The organism is Nocardia sp. NRRL S-836, assembly GCF_001279525.1.
GTDB lineage: Bacteria > Actinomycetota > Actinomycetes > Mycobacteriales > Pseudonocardiaceae > Lentzea.
On sequence record NZ_LGDY01000128.1, the window covers coordinates 20,088 to 39,053 of the forward strand.

An 18,966-nucleotide genomic window follows, 5' to 3' on the forward strand; every position below is an offset into this window, starting at 1 on the left:
GGCCGACCCCGTCAACGCCGCCCGACCACACGCGGTCGTTGCGGGCGGCGCCGACGGGGTCCTGGCGCATTCGGGACCGTGAACCCTGTGCGCGGTGCCTTCTCAGCCGGTGGCGACGGCGAACACGTGCAGGTCGCCGTCTTCCGGGAGCACGACGCTCCGCACCGTCTTGCCCTCCGGCGCCACGTACGTCTTCGTGGCGAAGATGTGCGTGGCCACCTTCTCGCTGCCGCCGCCGAGCTGGTTGCGGTACGGCGTGGCGGCGACGACGACGTTGCCGTAGCTCGGGGTCGCCCCGCCGCCGCCCAGCGTCCAGTCGCTGAACCCGATCTCGACCGGTGCCGTGGTGCCGTCGGTGAACGTCACCGTGGCGGTGCGGGTGCGGGCGCCGTTGGCCGCCGAGCCGAGGAACGCGAGCCTCGTGCCGGACAGCGTGAGCGTCTGCCTGTGCGCGGTCACGTTGTCCGGGCGGCCGGCGGGGGAGCCGGGCCAGGTGAACGTGAGGCCGTCGACGGTGCCGGTCTGACCGGGCACGAGACCGGCCGTGGCCAGCGCCTGCCGCGAGTAGCTGTAGCCGCCGCCGTCGAAGTCGCCGTCACCGGTGGCGTCGTCGGAGGCGCCGACGTTGTCCACCGCGGCGAGCATGCTGCCCTCCTGCGCGACCTTCGCGGTCATCGGCAGCACGACCGGTTTCGCCGCGCCCTCCACGGTCACCGTGACGGTGAAGTCGTAGAACCCCTCCGCCGTGCCGGGTGCCGCGTTCACCTGGAACGACGACGGCACCGCGCCCGTCGTGGGCGTGAACGTCAGCGATCCGGGGCCGGTGATCGCGTAGGTCGCCTTCGGGTCGCCGTCGTAGAGCTTGACCGCGGTGACCTTCGCCGTGACCGACCCGCCTGGCGTCACGACGACCTGCTGCGGTTCGACGGACAGGTGGTAGGGCTGGTCGTGCCTGATCGGCTGCTCGCCGTCGCGGAACGACGGCGGTGCGTCGGTCGCTCCCGTGCCCCAGGAGGACGGCTTGGCGCCGAGCACGAAGTCCAGCTTGCCGCCGTGCTGCACGAACGACTCCGGCAGCCACGTCTTGGTGGTGGTGCGGCCGTTGACCTTCAGCGACTGCACGTACCTGTTCGCGGTGCTCGCGCCGGGAGCGGTGACGACGATGTCCCTGCCGCCACCGCGGTTGATCTTCACCGACGTGAACAGCGGGCTGCTCAGCACCAGCTCCGCGCGTGACGGCACCTGCGGGTACATGCCCATGGCGGTGAACACGAACCACGACGACATCGCACCGAGGTCGTCGTTGCCAGGAATGCCGCCGGGGGCGTTCTTCCACAGCGTGGTCACGGTCTCGCGCAACGTCTCCTGCGCCTTGGCCGGCTGACCGGTGTAGTTGTAGAGCCACGGCACGTTCACCGACGGCTCGTTGTCCAGCTCGGACTTCGCGCCGCCCTTGCCGGTCAGCGCCCAGCTGCCGTCGGCGTTGTGGAAGAAGTCGTCCAGCCGCCTGTTGGCGCGGTCCCTGCCGCCCAGCGACTCCACGAGCCCGGCCACGTTGTGCGGGACCATCCACGTGTACTGCGCGCTGCTGCCCTCCACGAACCCGTTGCCGGTGTCGGGCGTGAAGTCCTTGACCCACGTGCCGTCGGCGTTGCGGTTGCGGATGTAGCCGCCGGTGCTGTGCGCGACCGGGTCGAAGTTGTTCTGCCACCACTGCGCTCGCTCGGCGAACGCCTTCGCGGTCCGGCGGTCGCCGGTGCGCTCGGCGAGCTGGCTGATCGCGAAGTCCGCCGCGGAGATCTCCAGCGTCTCCGCCGCGCCACCCCACGCGTTGGACACCGACGGCATGTACTTGTGCTGCAGGTACTTGTCGAGCGAGGGCCGCTGCCCGACCGACATCACGGCCCAGCCGTCCTTGCTCAGGTCGAGCGGCGTCGGCACGGTCGCGGCCTTGACGAGGCTCTTGAGCGACGTGCGCAGGTCGAACCGGTCACCGCCGAACGCCGAGATCGCCGCGAGTGCGATCGGCGCGGGGTCGCCGTTCATCACGTGCGTGCCGCCGCCGTTGTGCGTCCAGCGGTCCCAGACACCGCCGTTCTGCTCGGCCTGGTTGAGCAGCGACTGCGCGATGTCCGACCCGGTCTGCGGTTCCAGCAGGGTCAGCAGCTGCAGCTGCGAGCGGTAGACGTCCCAGCCGGAGAACGTGGCGTACTGGGCCTTCTGCCGTTGCCGGTCGATCCGGTGCACCTTGCCGTCGAAGCCGGCGTACTCGCCGTTGACGTCGCTGAAGACGTTGGGGTGCAACAGCGAGTGGTACAGCGCGGTGTAGAACTTCGTGCGGTCGTCGTCGGAGCCGCCGCCGACCTCGATGCGCCTGAGCTGCTTCTGCCACGCGATGTAGGCGTTGTCCCGCATGTCCTCGATGGACTGCCCGGTGTTCTCGGCCCTCAGGTTGGCCCTGGCGTTGTCGAGGCTGACGTAGGAGATGCCGACCTTCATGTTCACCTGCGTGCCCGGCGCGAAGCCGAGGTAGGCGCCGGACCCCTTGCCCAGCACCGGCCAGCCGTTGGCGCCGTAGGTCGTGCCGCCCCTGGAGGAGGTGGAATCGGGGGTGACAACGTTGTCCTGGTACGTGCCGACCTGCGTGAAGTCCTGGTCGAACTCCGCCACGAAGTGCAGCGTGTAGTAGCTGCGGCGGCCGGCCTGGTTGATGTAGCCGCAGAAGTTGCCGGACGTGACGCTGCCGGTGATCGTCCGCTTGTCCCGGTCGACCACCGTCTGCGCGTCGCTGCTGCCGACCTGCGACTTCGAGGTGTTGACGAGCACCGTCGCCGGCTTGCCGGCGGGAAAGCTGAACCGCGCGGCACCGGTGCGTTCGGTGGCGGACAGCTCGGCCTTCGCACCCGACTTGAGCGTCACGTCGTAGCGGCCCGGCTTGGCCACCTCGTCCGCGTGCGCGAACTCGCTGGCGTACACGGCATCGGTCGCGTCGGTCGTCGGCGAGGTGGTGACGGTGCCGACGTGCGGGAAGATCGGGATGTCGCCGCTGCCGCCCGCGCAGCCCGTGCCGGACATGTGGGTGAGGCTGAAGCCGCGGATCTTCGTGGCGTCGTAGCGGTAGCCACCAGGCGCGGCGGCGCGCAGGGTGTTGCCGCGGGACGCCTCGGGGCTGAACGAGAACATGCCGAACGGCACGACCGCGCCGGGGAAGGTGTTCCCGAGGTTGGTCGTGCCGATGAACGGGTTGACGTGGGCCGCCGGATCCGGCACCACCTGAACCTGGGGCTGAGCGGAGGCAGGGACCACTCCGAACGTCATGGCCACCGCCACCGCAGCTGTCGTGAGGACTCTGCGCTGCATGCTGGCGGACCCTACTTTCCGTGCCCGCCCAACCCCAGAGAGCGACACGAACCTGTCGTCAAACGGACAACCGCTGCTCCATGAACGTCCTCAGCGCGGGCCAGTCGGTGTCCTCCGCGACCGCCACCTGGTGTTTCCCGTCGACCAGCGCGCCCTCGTCGTCGACGTCGAGCAGGTGCGGCTTGAGCGTGAGCGTGCCGGGGACGATCGCCTCGGCCACCGCGACGGCGTCGTGCACGAGGATGCCCTCGTAGTCGGACCGGCCGGCGAGGTACACGCGGTAGGTCTCGGTGAGCCCGCTCAGCACCGGGTCGACCGCGTCGAGGAACGCCGGGTCCGCGATGCACCGCTGGGTGAGGTTCAACGGCACCACGACCGGGTTGCCCCTGCGGATCACCGTGCGCGCCGCCGCCGGGTCGGCCCAGAAGTTGAACTCGGCCCGCTCCGTGGTGTTGCCCAGCCCGAGCCCGCCACCCATGACGATCAGCCGCGGGAACTCGACACCCGCCTCCAGCGCCCTGGCGATGTTGGTCTGCGGCCCGATCGCGGCCACCACGGTGTCCGCCGTGACGTGCTCGCGGAAGAACTCGACGACGTCACCCTCGTACAACGCCCTGTCGTTGTCCGGCAACGTGTGCGCCCGCCCGCCGAGCCCGTCGACGCCGTGCACGTCCGCCGCCCCGCTCGGCCCCTCCGCACCCCGCACCACGGGCACGTCGGTGCGCCCCAGGTGCGCGAGCAGCCGCTGGGCGTTGCGGGTGGTGAGGTCCAGCGACACGTTGCCGAACACGGTGGTGAGGGCGACCAGCTCGACCTCGGGGCTGCGGGCCGCGAGCGCGATCGCGAACGCGTCGTCCACGCCGGGGTCGGTGTCGATGATGAGAGGAATCGCCATGCCCCCAGCCTGCCTCAGTCCCGGGCCCGTCCCACCGCTCCCCGTTTGTGGTGGTCACGACACCGTCCGGCAGGCCGGGCGCGCGAAGTTAGAGTCTTCGTCCATGACGAGCATGTGGGGCGCACCGGTGTGGACCCGTTGGCGGCGATCGACCCGTGACCCGCAGCAGGCGCGCTTCCTCACGATGGCGTCGCTGCGCTGGGTGCTGCGCCACCGCGCCTACACGCCCTGGTACCTCGTGCGGTACTGGCGGCTGCTCAAGTTCCGGCTGCTCAACCCGCACGTCGTGCTGCGCGGCATGGTGTTCTTCGGCAAGCGCGTCGACGTCATGGCGCGGCCGGGCTACGGGCGGCTGGAGATCGGCCGCTGGGTGCACATCGGTGACGGCAACGCGATCCGGTGCCACGAGGGGTCGTTGCGGATCGGCGACAAGGTCGTGTTCGGCAAGGACAACACGGTCAACTGCTACCTCGACATCGAGATCGGGGCGTCGTCGCTCGTCGCCGACTGGGTGTACATCTGCGACTTCGACCACAAGACCGAGGACATCACGCTGCCGATCAAGGACCAGGGCATCGTGAAGTCGCCGGTGCGGATCGGGCCGGACTGCTGGCTCGGCGCGAAGGTGACGGTGTTGCGCGGCACGCGCGTCGGGCGCGGGTGCGTGCTCGGTGCCCACGCCGTGGTGCGCGGTGACTTCCCCGACTTCAAGATCGCCGTGGGCGCGCCGGCCCGCGTGGTGCGGGACCGGCGGGCCGACTACGAGGCGGACGCGCAGCGGCGGGCCGACATCGCCGACATGGCGCGCAAGGCCAAGGAGGCGCTGGCTAAGCGAGCGGAAGAAGCTGCGGACGCTTAGGCGTGAAGCCGTCGCCGGGCTGGCGGCCGATCAGCCTGTTGCGCGACCGCGAGTAGGCGACCGGGATGACCTGGTCGCGCAGCCACCGCCAGTGGTCGCGCATCGAGGCACGGGCGGCCTGACCCGGCAGCGGCGCCATCCACGCCTGGTCGAACGGGACGTCCAGCGCCGACAGCAGGTGTCCCGCCAGCCGCCGGTGGCCCAGCGACGACAGGTGCAGGCGGTCGGGACCGAAGTAGCGGGAGTCCGTGACGCACTCGTCGGCCCACACGTCCACCAGCAGCGCGCCGTACCGGTCCGCGGCGGTGCGGACGGCGGTGTTCAGCGCCTCGATCCGCGGCCGCATGCGCCAGCCGAACGGCATCCGGTGCGAGATGTCGCTCAAGGTGAACACGGCGACCGTCGGCGCGAAGGACGTCACCGCGCGCACGACGGCGTCCACCCGTTCGGTGATCTGCGGGATGGACGCGCCGGACATCACGTCGTTGCCGCCACCGAACAAGACCACCAGATCGGGTGACAGCTCGGCGGCCAGCGGCACCTGTTCCACGAGCATCTGGTCGAGCCGGCGGCCGCGCACGCCGAGGTTGGCGTAGCGGAAGCCGGGCGCGTCCAGCACGGACGCCACCCGGTCCGCCCAGCCGCGGTACGCGCCGTCGGGCAGCAGGTCGTCCAGGCCCTCGGTGCAGCTGTCCCCGAGTGCCACGAAGCGTTGGTATCTCATTCAGTCCCCGGTCACCTCTCGTTCACGTGGCCGCGGACTGTAGCCGAGCTAGGTGAACAGATTGCCTGTGGCGATCTTGGGACGGCCCAGCACCCGCGGTTCGCGCACCGCCGCGGCGGCGTAGACCCGTGCGGTGCCGGCCGCGATCGTGGCCCAGTTGAAGTCCGACGCCAGCCGTGCCTTGGCAGCGCGCGCACGGGCTGCGGCCGCCGCCGGGTCGGACAGCACGGCACGCACCGCGGTGGCGAGCCCATCCACGTCACCGGGCGCGAACGACAGCCCCGTCACGCCGTCCAGCACCACCTCGCCCAGCCCGCCCGCCGTGGACGCGACCAGCGGCGTCCCGGCGGCCGCCGCCTCCAGTGCCACGATGCCGAACGGCTCGTACCGCGACGGCAGCACCACCGCGTCGGCCGCGGCGAGCAACGCCGCGAGTGACCGGTCGGAGAGGTGCCCGACGAACTCCACCGCCCGCAGCACCCGGTGCTTGCGCGCCTGGTCCCGCAGCCACTCCGTCTGCGACCCACCACCGGCCACGACCACCCGCGTGCCCCGGAAGGCACGCCGGATCCGCGGCAGCGCGGCGATCAGGTCCTGGATGCCCTTCTCCCACTCGATCCGGCCGAAGAACAGCAGCAGCGGGTCGCCGTGCGGGGAGTGTGCTCGCCGTGCGGCGCCGACGTCCGCCGCGCGCATCCGCCAGCCACCCGGCTCGATGCCGTTGTGCAGCACGGAGATGTCCGCCGCGTCCACGTCGAACAGGTGCGCCACCTCGTGCCGCATCGCCGACGAGCACGTGATCAGCGCGTCGGCCCGGTTCGCGAGCCACCACTCCACCGAGTGCACCTGCTGGTTCAGCGGGTGCGAGAGCCACCCGGAGTGCCGGCCGGCCTCGGTCGCGTGGATCGTGGCCACCAGCGGCACGCCGAACGCCTCCGCCAGCGCCACCGCCGGGTGCGTGACCAGCCAGTCGTGCGCGTGCACCACGTCCGGGCGCCACGGCCCCAGCGCCAGCCCGGCGCGGACCAGCGCGTGGCCCATCGCGAGCGTCCACGCCACGAGGTCCTTCTCGAACACCAGGTGCGCCGGGTCCTCGGCGACCCGGATCAGCCGCACGCCCTCGCTCCGCAGGTCCGTGGTGGGGTGCGTGACCGCGTCGGTGCCGGAGGGCTGGCGGCACAGCACGACCACCTCGTGCCCCTGCGCGGCCAGCTGTGTCGCGAGCGCGTGGACGTGCCTGCCCAGCCCGCCGACGACCACCGGCGGGTACTCCCACGACACCATCAGCACGCGCATCCCGTTACCCCATTCCTCGCGCGTCCAGCTGCCCGAACGGGCCGTCCGCCGCGCGGAGCTCCGCCGCCCTCGCCCGGCCCCGGCCACCTCTGGCCAGCGCGGCGAGCTCGCTGAAACGATCGCTGTGAATCTTCGCGCGGTACCGCGCGTAGTCGGCGGCCGAGTCCTTGGTGACCATGAACGCCCAGTCGCTCGACAACGCCAGCAGCGCCTCGCGCACCGCCTGGTCGAGCACCGGGTTCCTGGTGCCGCCGGAGAGGTCCAGCCCCAGCAGCTCCTTCTGCACCGACTCGTTCAGCGACACGATGTCGGACACCTGCGCGCCGTCCCACACGCGCCAGTCCTTGCCGCTGCCCCACGACGACGCGGGCAGCTCGACCGGCGCCCCCACGTGCCCCGCCTCGACCGCTCCGCGCAACGTCGTCACGCGCACACCGGCCTCCGGCAACGCGCGCAGCACGGCCTCCAGCCACAGCGGGCCCTCGTGCCACCAGTGCCCGTACAGCTCGGTGTCGTAGGCCGCCACGACCAGCCCGCCGTCGATCGCGCGCAGCCGCCGCACGACCGTCTCGACGAAGTCCTCGACGTGCCTGCCGATCGCCTCACGCGCCAGCAGCGGGTCGTAGGGCCGTTTGTCCTCCGGCGCCACGTTCTTGCCCGTCACCCGCGACGGCTTGAGGCCCGTCGGGTGGTCGAAGGTGTGAAAATCCCGGTACGCCGCGTCACCCGGATAGCCGACCTTCGGCGACCAGACCCGGTAGGACACCTCCAGGTCGCGCCCGAACGCCAGCACGTCCGACGAGCCGACCGGGTGCGCCGCGGCCGTGTCGCCGTGCAGCGCGGGCCCGTCGACCAGAAACCGCCGCACGCCCGCCGCCGCGTACCCCGCCTCCATGCCGGGCGAGTAACCGCACTCCGGCGCCCAGATGCCCTCCGGCGCACTGCCGATCCGCAGCGCGGTGTCGTCCAGGCCGGTCCGCAGCGCGAAGTCCCGCACGCGCGGGTCCAGCAGCGGCTGGAACGGGTGCGTGGCCGGCCCGCCGAGCAGCTCGATCGTCCGTGCGTCCACAAGGGACCGCAGGACCGGCGAGAACCCGTGCCGCCAGTGCGTTTCGAACTGCTCCAGCGCCCACGCCGACGCCCGGTGCTCGTAGGCGGACAACTCCGGCAGCCGGGCGCCCGCGAGGTGCGAGCGCAGGTGCCAGTTGCCGAGCCAGTCGTGCGCGCCCCGCAGGCAGTACGGGTCGTCCAGCTGCGCGGCCAGAACGGGCGTGACCCCCAGCGTGAGGACGTCGTGGCGGCCCTCGTCGGCGAAGCGCCGCAACATGTCCACGACCGGCAGGTACGAATGCGCCCAGGCCTGGTAGAGCCACTCCTCGCCGACCGGCCACACGCCGTGGTGCGCGAGCCAGGGCAGGTGGCTGTGCAACACCAGGCAGAAGGTGCCCTCGGACCGGGCCGTCACGCGCGCACCGCCACGGCCACCAGGTCGAGGCAGGAGTCCAGGTCCGCGGAGGTGATGTCGAAGTCGTCCACCGTCACCGACTCGACAGCCTCCTTGAGCTCGGCCGGCCACGGTGCACCGGACAGGGCGACCTCGACCTGTGCGTCGATGATCCGTCCACCGAGGAGGGTGTCAAGCCTGGGCCCGTGCCGCAGCCCGCTCAGTTCGTCAACGACGAAACCGGCCGCGCGCAGCATCTCGTCCAGTTCGGACGGTGCCAGCTCCCTGGTGTGGAACGGGTTGAGCGGGGTGTCCTGACCGGGCGAGAACGTGAGCCGGTTCGGGGTCGTCACGATGAGCGTCCCGCCGGGGCGCAGCACCCGGTGGCACTCCGCGAGGAACTGCTCCTGGTCCCACAGGTGCTCGATCACCTGCAGGTTCGCCACGACGTCCACGCCGGCCGAGCGCAGCGGCAGCGTCGCCAGGTTGCCGCGCACCACGTCGAGCCGCGGGTACGCGCGGGCGACGTGCCGCGAGGTGAGCTCGTCGTAGTCGAGCGCGACCACCCGCCGCGCGACCGTGTGGATCAGCTGGGCGCCGTAGCCCTCTCCGCAGCCGGCCTCCAGCACCACCGCGTCCGTGCACCGGCCGATGAGGTGGAGGTACGCCGCCTCGTGGCGCCGGAACCAGTAGTTCTCTTCCGCGATACCGGGCACCGTGCGTTCGCCGGTCAGGGGGAGGGTCACGCGGTCAGGTTACTTGCCAGTAGTGGCAGCGGGTACCGCGGAGCGCCGTCGCACCAGGTGGTGGACGACCGCGACGACGGCACCGGCGGCGGCGAGCAGCGCGGTGGCCGCCGGGCTCAGGTACTTCGACAGGCTCGGCGCCTCGCTCGGCCCGGCGAGCCACGCCGTCACCAAGCTCGCGTAGGCCAGCGCGAGGCCGCCCGTCCACCAGCGCAGCGTTCGTAAGCGCCGGTCGCGCAGGCTCGCGGCGAGCGTGATCACGATCGGGATGCCGGACAGCAGGCCGAACTGGCCGGCGACGACGACCGGGACCGCCCAGGCGGCGACGAGGACGCCGGTCGACGGGTGAGCTGCGGTGTTCTTGCTTGGCACGGACTTCTCTCTTTCGTTATTAGCCATCGTGTTAGTTATAAGATTTAACTGCCGCTAGACGGTATGGTGTTACTCCGGTGAGTGTCAACAACAAAAGTGAGAGGGTCTAACCGATGGCGGAGCCGGTGCAGAGCCCGCGGGAGCGTTACCGGGCCCAGGTGCGCGAGGAGGTCAAGCGGCACGCGTGGCAGCAGATCGCCTCGGCGGGCGTGACCGCGTTGTCGCTCAACGCCATCGCCAAGGAGATGGGCATGAGCGGCCCGGCCCTCTACCGGTACTTCGCCGGCCGCGACGACCTGATCACCGCACTCGTCATGGACGCCTACCGCGACCTCGCCGACACCGTGCGCGCCGCGTTCGACGCCGGTGCGGACGCGGCCGGCATCGCCGCCACCATCCGGGGGTGGGCGCTAGCCGACCCGCACCGGTACCTGCTCATCTACGGCACGCCGGTGCCCGGCTACCACGCGCCCGACGACGTCACCGCGATCTCCAACGAGATCCTGGCGGTGCTGCTGGAGGTGTGCGCCGTCGCGCCGGAGGACGGGGCAACGGCGTTCGACCTGCACCTGGACCACCGCAGGGTGTGGGTGCCCGACCCGGTGGCGAGGACGGCGACCGTGCGGCGCGCGCTGGTGTTCTGGACCCGGCTGCAGGGGGTGCTCTCGCTGGAGCTCGCCGGCCACTTCGCGCCGATGGGCTTCGACCCCGGCCTGCTGCTCGCCGAGGAGATCGCGGCGCTGTGAGCGGCAGCGCTGTGAGCGGCAGCGCCGCGGGTGACGGCGCCGCGGGTGACGGCGCCGCGGGTGATGGCGCCGCGGGTGATGGCGCCGTGGGCGACGGCGTTTTGGGCGACGCGCTGTGTGCGGCGCCGTGAGCGGCAGCGCTGTTATGCGGCGGAGCGGGAGCGGCAGCACCGCGAGCGACGGCGTTGTGCGACGCGCTGTGGGGCGATGGGGTTGTGAGCGACGCGCTGTGGGCGACGGAGCCGTGAGCGACGCGCTGTGGCGACGGGGTTGTGGCGACAGGGTTGTGCGACGCGCTGTCAGCGACGGGCGTTGTCAGCGACGCGCTGTGAGTGACTGGCCTTATGAGCGGCGCGCGTCGCGTGCGGCGCGCGCCGTGGGGCTTGGTGGGCGGTGGGCTTGGTGGGCGGCGGGGTCAGAAGGGCGAAACCGTGACCGCCAGCGCGCCGGGGCCCACGTTCGCGCCGATCGCCGCACTGACCTGCGTCAGCACGATGTCGCGGGCGTGCGGGATCCGCTTCTGCAGCATCAGCAGCAGCTCGTGGCCCTCCTTCTCGGCGGCGAAGTGCTCCACCGCGAGGTCCACCTCGCGGCCGTGGGCCAGCGCCACGGCCTTGTCGGCGAGCTTGGACAGGGCCCGGTCGCGGCCGACCACCTTGTCGAACGGCTCGACCTCGCCGTTGACGACCGTGAGCAGCGGCTTCACCGACAGGGCGTCGCCGAAGAGCTTCGCCGTCGCGCTGACCCGGCCGGCCCGGCGCAGGTAGTGCAGCGTGTCGACGTAGATGAGCACGTGCGCGTCGCGGCCGCGTTGCTCGGCGACGCTGCGGGCGTGCTGGACGTTGCCGCCGGTCTGCACGATCCGCGCCGCCGCGAGCGCCGCGAAGCCCAGCGTCATGCCCGACGAGTGCGAGTCGACGATGAACACCGGCACGCGCGACTTGGCGGCGGCCGCCTTGGCCGCGTCCGTCGCGGGGGAGAGCTTCGGGCTCACGTGCACCGACACGATCGTCTCCGCGCCCTTGGCCCACGCGTCCTGGTAGGCCCAGAAGAACGCGTCCGGCGCCGGCGGCTGCGTGGTGATCGGGATCTCCGCCTCCATCGCCTGCAGCAGGCGCTCGGTCGGCACGTAGGCCTCGTCGATCAACTCCGATCCGATCTTCAGCTGCATCGGCACGGTGATGATGTCGAACCGTTCCGCGAGACGGGCCGGGAGTGACGCGGTCGAGTCGGTGACTACGGCTACACGTGAGGACACGGGAGGGAAGGTTAACGAAGCGTGATCGCAGTAGCCACTGGCGAAGGATGGCAATTAGTGTGACGTATGCCTGCGCCGTCGCTTTCCGTACACGCCGACCGCACGGAGTGAACACATCGGAAAGGGCGCCAAGCTTACACAATCGGGTGACCGACGGTTTGAGGCAGTTGATCTAGGGCCTGGTTGTTCGCCCTGGAAGGAACCCTGTTTCCGCTCGTCACCGAGGTGCTTCCGTCCTTTGTCGACGCTGGTTGCGCGCAGGTCAACTGGGTAAGCTCGCACAATCTTCGGTCGGTGAGTGAGCAGGTGACCATGGGTGCAAAAGAGCACGAGATAGTTCCGCTGCACGCCGGTTTCGACGTTGTGTACCGCGGTTTTCACCGACGTCAGGTCATCGACCACATCGAGAATCTCGAGGAGCAGCTGCGCTTCACGAGCCTCGACCGGGCAGAGGCGCTGGCGCAGGCCGCCGATTTGCGCAAGCTCCTGGAAATGACGCGCCAGGACCTGGAGGACGCGCGTTCCCGGATCGAACGGCTCGAATCCACCTCCGGGTCGCACGCGGGCGCCACCGAACGGATGCACCGCATGCTCCGCCTCGCCGAGGAGGAGGCCGCGGAGATGCACCTGCGGACCGAACGCGACTGCGCGGACCTCCGTCAGCGCACCGAGGCCGAGTGCGCGGAGCGGCTCGCCGAGGCCGACCGCGAGTCCGCCGTCCTGCGGTCGGAGGCCGAGTCCGAGCTGTACGCCACCCGCCAGCAGTGCGCCTCCCGCACGGCCGCGGTGGAGCAGCGCGAGGTCGAGGCGGACCGCCGCTGCGCCGATCTCGAAGCCCAGCACCGGCAGCGCGCCGACCAGGTCGAACGCGAGTGTGCGGAGGCGGTGGAGCAGGCCCAGGCCGACGCCGACCGGCTGCTGCGCGAGACGGCGCTGGCGTGCAACTCGCTGGAGGCCGACTCCGAACGCAAGCGCGAGAAGGCCCAACGTTTCTTCGAGCTGTCCATGACCCGCCGCCGCAACGAGGCCGCGCAGCACCTGCGGGAGCAGGAGGCACTGGCCCGCGCCCGCGCCGAGTTCGTCGTGAAGGCGGTCTGCCGCGAGTCGAACCGCCGCCTCGCCGAGGTCGCGCACGAGATGGACGAGCTGCGCGAACTGCGCCGCGCCATCCACTCGCAGCTCTCCGCCGCCCGCACCGCGCTGGCGGTGGCCGTCGATCGCGTCACCCCGGCCCTGATCCCGGAACAGGTGGCCGCGTCGTGAAGCGCTGGCTGCCGCTGGCACTCGGGGCGCTGCTGGTGCCCGCGGCGATCACGGCAGCCGGGTTCTCGTTCGCCGGCGAACAGCTGAAGTCCGCGCTGTCGCCGTCTCCAGCCGTGCCACCACCCGTGGCCGGCCCGGTGCCGATCTCGGACTCCGTGCCACCGCTGCGCATGCAGCCGCCCGCACCGCTGCTGGTGCCCGCCGCCGTGGCGCAGCAGAACGTGCGGGACCTGTTCTCCGCACACGCCGTCGAGGGCGTCACATTCGCACCCGTCACCGCCGCCCTGGCCGGCGTGCACCGCGCACTGGCCGCCGTGCTGCGCCACGTGTCCGGCGCCGTCACCCTGGTGGCACACGCCTGGAACGGCGAAACGGCGTCACACCGCTGCGACGTGCTCGCGCTGGAGCGAGCCGCCGTGCTGCCGACTACCTGGCCACCTGGGGAGTCGGCAGCGTGATCACCACCCGCGTGGTTGTGGACCCCGTCTGGGGCCCGCCGTCGGACGCCGGACCTCCGATCGACGTCCTCGTCAGATAGGTAGGAACCGCACATGGCAGGGGCCGTCGGGTTCGTCTTCGGGTTGTGCGTGCTGTCCTTCACAGTGGGGGCGGCGCTGATGTACGTCGTGCTGCGGCGCCGCGAGGACGCCGCCGAGTCCCCGCCGGTGCCGGAGGCCGCCCTGGTGCCGGAACCCGCGTGGGTGCCCAGGCACGAGTCGGTCGAGCCGGTGCCGGACGACTACGACACGCGGCCGATCCACCGCAACCCCGTGGTGGGGCTCCGCGGGGCAGAACCGGCGCTGGCGGCGTTCGCGGCGCCGGTGTTGACGGACGACACCCTCGCCGAGCTCGTGGGGCCGATCGAGCTCGTGGGGCCGGTCGAGCTCGTCGGGCCGGTCGAGGTTGTCGGGCCGGTCGAGGTCGCCGAGGTTGCGGCGGCGGTCGCGGTCGACCCGTCTGCGGGCGACCTGTCGGCGATTGGGCCGCCGACAGGCTTGTCCGCGGTTGAACTGTCGGCGGTTGGGCCGCCGGCTGGCCTGTCCGCGGTTGACCTGTCCGCGGTTGCGCCGCCGGTTGAGGGCGACGAGCCGGCCGCAGTGGTCGAGCCGCTTGAGGCCGTCAAGCTGGACGCGGTCCCGACGGCCGAGGTTGCGGCGCCCGCCGAGGGCGTCGATCCGGTCGAGGTCGTTGATCCGAGCGTGATCGCGGCGCCGGCCGGAGTCGTGGTGCCGGGCGCGGTCGCAGTGCCGGCCGAAGTTGTCGTGCCGGGCGCGGTCGCAGTTCCGGCCGAGGTTGCGGCGCCGAAAACTGTCGGTGCCGCGCGATACGATCAGGATGGGGACTTCGAGCCCCCCATGGGGGAAGTTGAAGCCCCCGAATCAACGGTAGCGCCGAGCACCGACAGTTCTGTGGTGGTCGCGGAGCGGGCGGCTCCATCAGGACCGGCGACGGCACCCAGGTCCCCGACCGCACCCGAACTGGCGACCGCACCCGAACCGACGACCTCAGCCAAACAGGCGACCGCAGCCGACCTGACGGCCACACTTGAACCGGGGTCCGAGTCCGAACCGGAGTCGGCGGCCACACTTCAGCCGAACTCCGAGTCCGAACCGGAGCTGGCGGCTGCACTTGAACCGGGGCCCGAGTCGAAACCGGCGCTGGCGGCCGCATTTGAGCCGAGGCCCGCGTCCGAACAGGAGCCGGCGGCCAGGCTTCAGCCGGAGTCCGAGTCCGAACTAGAGCCGGTGGTCGCACCTGAGCCGAAGCCCGAGTCGGAATCGGCACCGATGGGCGACGCGGTCGAGGCGACGTTGCCGCCCCCGGCCGAGCCCCAGGCCACCGAGCACGCCACCTGGGCCGAGCACGACGAGTTCCGGCAGCGGTACCTGCGGACGTTCGACGAGGTGCGGCGCAAGGCCAGCAGCAACTAGCCCGCCTAAGAGCGTGCGGCGCAGGGCCTGCGGCCATGCCGGTCCGAAACCGTTCGGTCCCTGTCCGAAACTCGCCGGACGCCCACCGGTCCCTGCTGATATCACTCGATCATGACTTCCAGCACCGACCGCACCGACAACACTCACAGCACCAGCAGCACCGGCAGCAACGACCGCACGCAGCTCTTCCACGCCCTGCACCGGCAGCCGCCGCTGGTGCTCCCCAACGCCTGGGACGTCGCCTCGGCGTTGATCGTCGAGGCCGCCGGCGCCAAGGCGGTCGCCACCACGAGTGCCGGTGTCGCGTGGAGCCTCGGCGCGCCCGACGGCGACCGGCTCGACCGCGAGCTCGCCATCGACCTCGTCGCCAGGATCGCGAAAGCGGTCCGGGTGCCGGTGACCGCCGACATCGAAGCTGGGTTCGGGGCCGATGCGGACGAGGTGCGCGCGACCCTCGCGGCGGTCGCCGAGGCGGGGGCGTCGGGGGTCAACATCGAGGACGGGCAGGGCGGCTCGGTGCGGGACGTCGCCGAGCAGGCCGAACGGTTGCGGGCGGCTCGTGAAGGTGCGCCGGAGCTCTACCTCAACGCGCGGATCGACATCTACCTGCGTGGCGTTGGTGACCCGGCGGGTCGGCTCGGCGAGACGGTGAAGCGGGCGGAGGCCTACCTCGCTGCGGGGGCGAGTGGCATCTTCGTGCCCGGTGTGACCGATGTGGAGACGGTGGCGGAGCTGGCCAGGAACATTCCGGCGCCGCTCAACGTGCTCGCGGGCCCTGGCGCGCCCACCACGGTGGAGCTGGGGCAGGCGGGCGCGGCCAGGATCAGCGTCGGTACGGCGCTCGCTTCCGCGGCCTACGCGGTGGTCCGGCAGGCGGCGGAAGAGGTGTTGAACGCCGGCACGTACGACAGCACGAAGAACGGCTTGGGGTACGGGGAGATGAACGAGCTGTTCTAGTGCTTCTTGCCGCCGCGGAACTTGCGCAGCAACTGCTCGGCCTGTGCGCGGCGGCGGGGGTCGCGGGACATTTCTCGGGCCTTGGCCTGCAGTCGACGCCCCTGAGGGCTGTGCAGGAACCTGGCGATCTTGTCCATGAACGAGGCCATCGGTTCCTCCAGGTGTCCGTTACGTCCAGTTCAACGCAACCAGGAGCACCTGGAGTTCCCGAAGGTCAGACCGGCGAAACGGTGATGCCCAGCGCGCCGGGGCCCACGTGGGCTCCGATGGCCGAGCTGACCTGCGTCAGCATGAACTGGCGGACGTTGGGCACGCCGCGCCGCAGCTTGCGCAGCAGCCGCTGGGCCTTGTCCAGCGCGTCGAAGTGCTCCACCGCGACGTCGACCGTGTCGGTGCCCGCGCGCTTGATCGCGATGTCCAGCATCCGGTTCAGCGCGCGGTCGGCGCCGATCACCCGGTCCAGCGGGGTGATCTGGGCGTCGGCCATGGTCAGCAGCGGCTTCATCGACAGCGCGGAACCCACGAGCGCGGTCGCGGCGCCGATCTTGCCGCCGCGGCGCAGGTACTCCAGCGTGTCGACGTAGATGAGCTCGGTGGACCTGTCGTAGCGGCGCTGGGCCGTCTCGATCACCCGCTCGACGGTTCCGCCCGCCTCCGCCACCTTGGCGGCGGCCTGGACGGCGTACCCGATGCTCATCCCGCAGGTGTGGGTGTCGACGACGTGCACGGGGATGCGCGACTGCTCGGCGGCGACGCGGGCCGCGTCCACCGTGGCGGAGAGCCGGCCGGACACGTGGACGGACACCACGGCCTGGACGCCCTGGGCGGCGAGGTCGCCGTAGGTCCAGAAGAACGCTCCCGGATCGGGTGGGATCGTCACCACGGGGACGTTCGCGCGCATGGCCGAGACCAGTTCGGGAACCGGGATGCGGGACTCGTCGTCGGTGTGGTCGCCGATCCTGACCTGGATCTGGACCACCTCGACACCGAGCTGATCGGTCAGCTGCGCCGGGAGGCAGGCCGTGGAGTCGGTCACTACTGCTACTCGCCGGTACATGTCCGCGCAGGGTACTCGCCCGAATGGGTTACGTCTCAATCGGTGGTGCGACCGGGTGAGAACCGTCACGCTAGCGGAGTGCTTGCTCCGGTTTGCACCGCTGCTACTGGCGGGTAACATCCGGGTGATGGCAGGGTCGTGAACACCCGGCGACGCAGTTCTAGAGTCCTCTGCGCCAGCGTCGCCGCCCGTCCGCAGGAGGTCGAAGAGGACCTATGAACATTGTTGTCCTGGTCAAGCAGGTGCCTGACACCTGGTCCGAGCGCAAGCTCACCGACGCCGACCACACCCTTGACCGCGAGTCCGCGGATGCTGTGCTCGACGAGATCAACGAGCGCGCCGTCGAAGAGGCCCTGCAGCTGCAGGAAGCCCACGGCGGCGAGGTCACCGTGATCGCGATGGGTCCCGACCGCGCCACCGACGCCATCCGCAAGGCGCTCTCGATGGGTGCCGACAAGGCGATCCACGTCAACGACGAGGCGCTGCACGGCTCCGACTCGCTGGCCACGGCGAAGGTGCTCGCGAAGGCGATCGGCACGGTCGAGAACGTCGACCTGGTCATCGCCGGCAACGAGGCCACCGACGGCCGTGCGGGCGCAGTCCCGGCCATCCTCGCCGAGCTGCTCGGCCTGCCGCAGGTCACCCAGCTGCGCAAGGTCACCGTCGAGGGCACCACGATCAAGGGCGAGCGCGAGACCGACGAGGGCGTCGCGTTCCTCGAGGCGTCGCTCCCGGCCGTGGTCTCGGTGACCGAGAAGATCAACGAGCCGCGTTACCCGTCCTTCAAGGGCATCATGGCCGCGAAGAAGAAGCCGGTCTCCACGGTTTCCATCGCGGACCTGGGCATCGACGCCTCCGAGGTCGGCCTGTCCGGCGCGTGGACCCAGGTGCTGGAGGCGGCCCCGAAGCCGCCGCGCACCGCCGGTCAGCGCGTCGAGGACGGCGGCGACGGCGGAGCGAAGATCGCCGAGTTCCTCGTCGGCCAGAAGCTCATCTGAGGGAGTGGAAACCATGTCTGAAGTCCTGGTCCTGGTCGACCACGTCGACGGCGAGGTCAAGAAGGTCAGCTACGAGCTGCTCACGGCCGCCCGTCGCCTCGGCACCCCGGCGGCCGTGGTCGTCGGCGCTCCCGGCACCGCGTCGAAGATCCGCGAGTCGCTCGGCCGGTACGGCGCGGCGAAGGTCTACGCCGTCGAGTCCGACGACGCCGTCAACTTCCTGGTGACCCCGAAGGTCGACGCGCTGGCCGCGCTCGCCCCGAACGCGGCCGCGGTGCTCGTCTCCGCGACCGCCGAGGGCAAGGAGGTCGCGGGCCGCCTCGCCGTGCGCATCGACTCCGGCTGGCTCGTCGACGTCGTGGACGTCGAGGCCGACGGCACCGGCGTGCAGTCCATCTTCGGTGGCGCGTTCGTCGTCAAGGCGAAGGTCAGCAAGGGCACCCCGGTCATCACGGTCCGCCCCGGCGGCGTCGAGGCCGAGGAGTCCGCCGCGGACGCCGCGCTCGACGAGTCGGTCTCCGTCTCCGTGGACGCCACCAAGGCCGCCCGCGTCACCTCGCGCGAGGCCGTGGTCGGCGGCGACCGCCCCGAGCTCACCGAGGCCTCCGTGGTCGTCTCCGGTGGCCGCGGCGTCGGGTCCGCCGAGAAGTTCTCGACCGTCGAGGAGCTCGCCGACTCGCTCGGTGCCGCCGTCGGTGCCTCCCGCGCCGCCGTCGACTCCGGCTACTACCCGCACCAGTTCCAGGTGGGCCAGACCGGTAAGACGGTCTCGCCGCAGCTGTACGTGGCACTGGGCATCTCCGGCGCCATCCAGCACCGCGCGGGCATGCAAACCTCGAAGACGATCGTCGCGGTCAACAAGGACCCCGAGGCCCCGATCTTCGAGATCGCCGACTTCGGCGTGGTGGGCGACCTGTTCAACGTCGCACCGCAGCTGACCGAAGAGGTCAAGAAGCGCAAGGGCTGAGCACTTCAGCTCACAGCGGCAACGACGAAGGGCCACTCGTGAGAGTGGCCCTTCGCCGTGTTCACGGGGCGGCCCCTCCGCGTTCACGCCACT

At 71.1% G+C, this 18,966-nt stretch carries 19 protein-coding genes; 9 read left to right on the forward strand and 10 right to left on the reverse strand.

Annotated elements, in window-relative coordinates; translation table 11 throughout:
• Window positions 1–102: 102 nt before the first annotated feature.
• A complete protein-coding gene (locus tag ADL03_RS35560) occupies window positions 103–3,360 on the reverse strand; it encodes a GH92 family glycosyl hydrolase (protein ID WP_053738006.1) in 3,258 nt (1,085 codons plus the stop codon).
• Window positions 3,361–3,418: 58 nt separating this feature from the next.
• On the reverse strand, window positions 3,419–4,255 hold the full coding sequence (locus ADL03_RS35565) for a nucleoside hydrolase (protein ID WP_053738007.1): 837 nt from the start codon (window positions 4,253–4,255) through the stop codon (window positions 3,419–3,421).
• A gap of 103 nt (window positions 4,256–4,358) precedes the next feature.
• Between ADL03_RS35565 and ADL03_RS35570 the strand changes: the two genes are divergently transcribed.
• On the forward strand, window positions 4,359–5,114 hold the full coding sequence (locus tag ADL03_RS35570; RefSeq protein WP_053738008.1) for a DapH/DapD/GlmU-related protein: 756 nt from the start codon (window positions 4,359–4,361) through the stop codon (window positions 5,112–5,114).
• Here ADL03_RS35570 and ADL03_RS35575 read toward each other — a convergent pair.
• From ADL03_RS35575 to ADL03_RS35595, 5 genes are read right to left on the reverse strand one after another with little or no spacing between them, the layout of a single operon-like run.
• Window positions 5,083–5,838 carry an SGNH/GDSL hydrolase family protein gene (locus ADL03_RS35575; protein ID WP_053738009.1) on the reverse strand — a complete coding sequence of 252 codons (756 nt, stop codon included), beginning with the start codon at window positions 5,836–5,838 and terminating at the stop codon, window positions 5,083–5,085. The genes ADL03_RS35570 and ADL03_RS35575 overlap by 32 nt on opposite strands.
• Before the next feature lie 48 nt (window positions 5,839–5,886).
• A complete protein-coding gene (locus ADL03_RS35580) occupies window positions 5,887–7,134 on the reverse strand; it encodes a glycosyltransferase family 4 protein (protein ID WP_053738010.1) in 1,248 nt (415 codons plus the stop codon).
• Between the two features lie 4 nt (window positions 7,135–7,138).
• Window positions 7,139–8,599 carry a glycoside hydrolase family 57 protein gene (locus tag ADL03_RS35585; protein WP_053738011.1) on the reverse strand — a complete coding sequence of 487 codons (1,461 nt, stop codon included), beginning with the start codon at window positions 8,597–8,599 and terminating at the stop codon, window positions 7,139–7,141.
• Window positions 8,596–9,324 (reverse strand): bifunctional 2-polyprenyl-6-hydroxyphenol methylase/3-demethylubiquinol 3-O-methyltransferase UbiG, encoded by a 729-nt coding sequence (locus ADL03_RS35590; protein ID WP_053738012.1) that lies wholly within the window; start codon window positions 9,322–9,324, stop codon window positions 8,596–8,598. Before ADL03_RS35590 ends, ADL03_RS35585 begins: the two co-directional genes overlap by 4 nt.
• Window positions 9,325–9,333: 9 nt before the next feature.
• Complete coding sequence (locus ADL03_RS35595) at window positions 9,334–9,696, reverse strand: hypothetical protein (protein ID WP_053738013.1); 363 nt, start codon at window positions 9,694–9,696, stop codon at window positions 9,334–9,336.
• 113 nt (window positions 9,697–9,809) lie between these two features.
• Here ADL03_RS35595 and ADL03_RS35600 point away from each other — a divergent pair, with 113 nt between their 5' ends.
• Together ADL03_RS35600 and ADL03_RS50325 are read left to right on the forward strand one after the other, a co-directional pair.
• Window positions 9,810–10,442, forward strand: a complete 633-nt coding sequence (locus ADL03_RS35600) for a TetR/AcrR family transcriptional regulator (RefSeq protein WP_053738014.1) — start codon at window positions 9,810–9,812, stop codon at window positions 10,440–10,442.
• Entirely contained in the window at window positions 10,439–10,573 is a 135-nt protein-coding gene (locus ADL03_RS50325) for a hypothetical protein (protein ID WP_255353446.1), read from the forward strand. Before ADL03_RS35600 ends, ADL03_RS50325 begins: the two co-directional genes overlap by 4 nt.
• Before the next feature lie 284 nt (window positions 10,574–10,857).
• Here the strand turns inward: ADL03_RS50325 and ADL03_RS35605 are convergent, their stop codons facing one another.
• The gene (locus ADL03_RS35605) at window positions 10,858–11,700 is read right to left on the reverse strand and encodes a DegV family protein (protein ID WP_053738015.1); all 843 of its coding nucleotides are present in this window, start codon (window positions 11,698–11,700) and stop codon (window positions 10,858–10,860) included.
• A 294-nt stretch (window positions 11,701–11,994) separates the two neighbouring features.
• Between ADL03_RS35605 and ADL03_RS35610 the strand changes: the two genes are divergently transcribed.
• The 4 genes from ADL03_RS35610 to ADL03_RS35625 all read left to right on the forward strand — a co-directional run bounded on the left by ADL03_RS35610 (window position 11,995) and on the right by ADL03_RS35625 (window position 15,851).
• The gene (locus ADL03_RS35610) at window positions 11,995–12,963 is read left to right on the forward strand and encodes a hypothetical protein (protein WP_157529586.1); all 969 of its coding nucleotides are present in this window, start codon (window positions 11,995–11,997) and stop codon (window positions 12,961–12,963) included.
• Window positions 12,960–13,421 carry a hypothetical protein gene (locus ADL03_RS35615; RefSeq protein WP_053738017.1) on the forward strand — a complete coding sequence of 154 codons (462 nt, stop codon included), beginning with the start codon at window positions 12,960–12,962 and terminating at the stop codon, window positions 13,419–13,421. Before ADL03_RS35610 ends, ADL03_RS35615 begins: the two co-directional genes overlap by 4 nt.
• Before the next feature lie 270 nt (window positions 13,422–13,691).
• The gene (locus ADL03_RS35620) at window positions 13,692–14,894 is read left to right on the forward strand and encodes a hypothetical protein (protein WP_157529587.1); all 1,203 of its coding nucleotides are present in this window, start codon (window positions 13,692–13,694) and stop codon (window positions 14,892–14,894) included.
• A 111-nt stretch (window positions 14,895–15,005) separates the two neighbouring features.
• Window positions 15,006–15,851: an isocitrate lyase/phosphoenolpyruvate mutase family protein gene (locus tag ADL03_RS35625; protein ID WP_053738019.1), complete on the forward strand. Its 846-nt coding sequence runs from the start codon at window positions 15,006–15,008 to the stop codon at window positions 15,849–15,851.
• Here ADL03_RS35625 and ADL03_RS48975 read toward each other — a convergent pair.
• Together ADL03_RS48975 and ADL03_RS35630 are read right to left on the reverse strand one after the other, a co-directional pair.
• Window positions 15,848–16,000: a hypothetical protein gene (locus ADL03_RS48975; protein ID WP_197288932.1), complete on the reverse strand. Its 153-nt coding sequence runs from the start codon at window positions 15,998–16,000 to the stop codon at window positions 15,848–15,850. The genes ADL03_RS35625 and ADL03_RS48975 overlap by 4 nt on opposite strands.
• 65 nt (window positions 16,001–16,065) lie before the next feature.
• Window positions 16,066–16,908, reverse strand: coding sequence for a DegV family protein (locus tag ADL03_RS35630; RefSeq protein ID WP_053738020.1), 843 nt, complete (start codon window positions 16,906–16,908; stop codon window positions 16,066–16,068).
• A 215-nt stretch (window positions 16,909–17,123) separates the two neighbouring features.
• Between ADL03_RS35630 and ADL03_RS35635 the strand changes: the two genes are divergently transcribed.
• The gene (locus ADL03_RS35635) at window positions 17,124–17,906 is read left to right on the forward strand and encodes an electron transfer flavoprotein subunit beta/FixA family protein (protein ID WP_053738021.1); all 783 of its coding nucleotides are present in this window, start codon (window positions 17,124–17,126) and stop codon (window positions 17,904–17,906) included.
• Window positions 17,907–17,919: 13 nt separating this feature from the next.
• On the forward strand, window positions 17,920–18,873 hold the full coding sequence (locus tag ADL03_RS35640) for an electron transfer flavoprotein subunit alpha/FixB family protein (protein WP_053738022.1): 954 nt from the start codon (window positions 17,920–17,922) through the stop codon (window positions 18,871–18,873).
• Window positions 18,874–18,966: the final 93 nt, after the last annotated feature.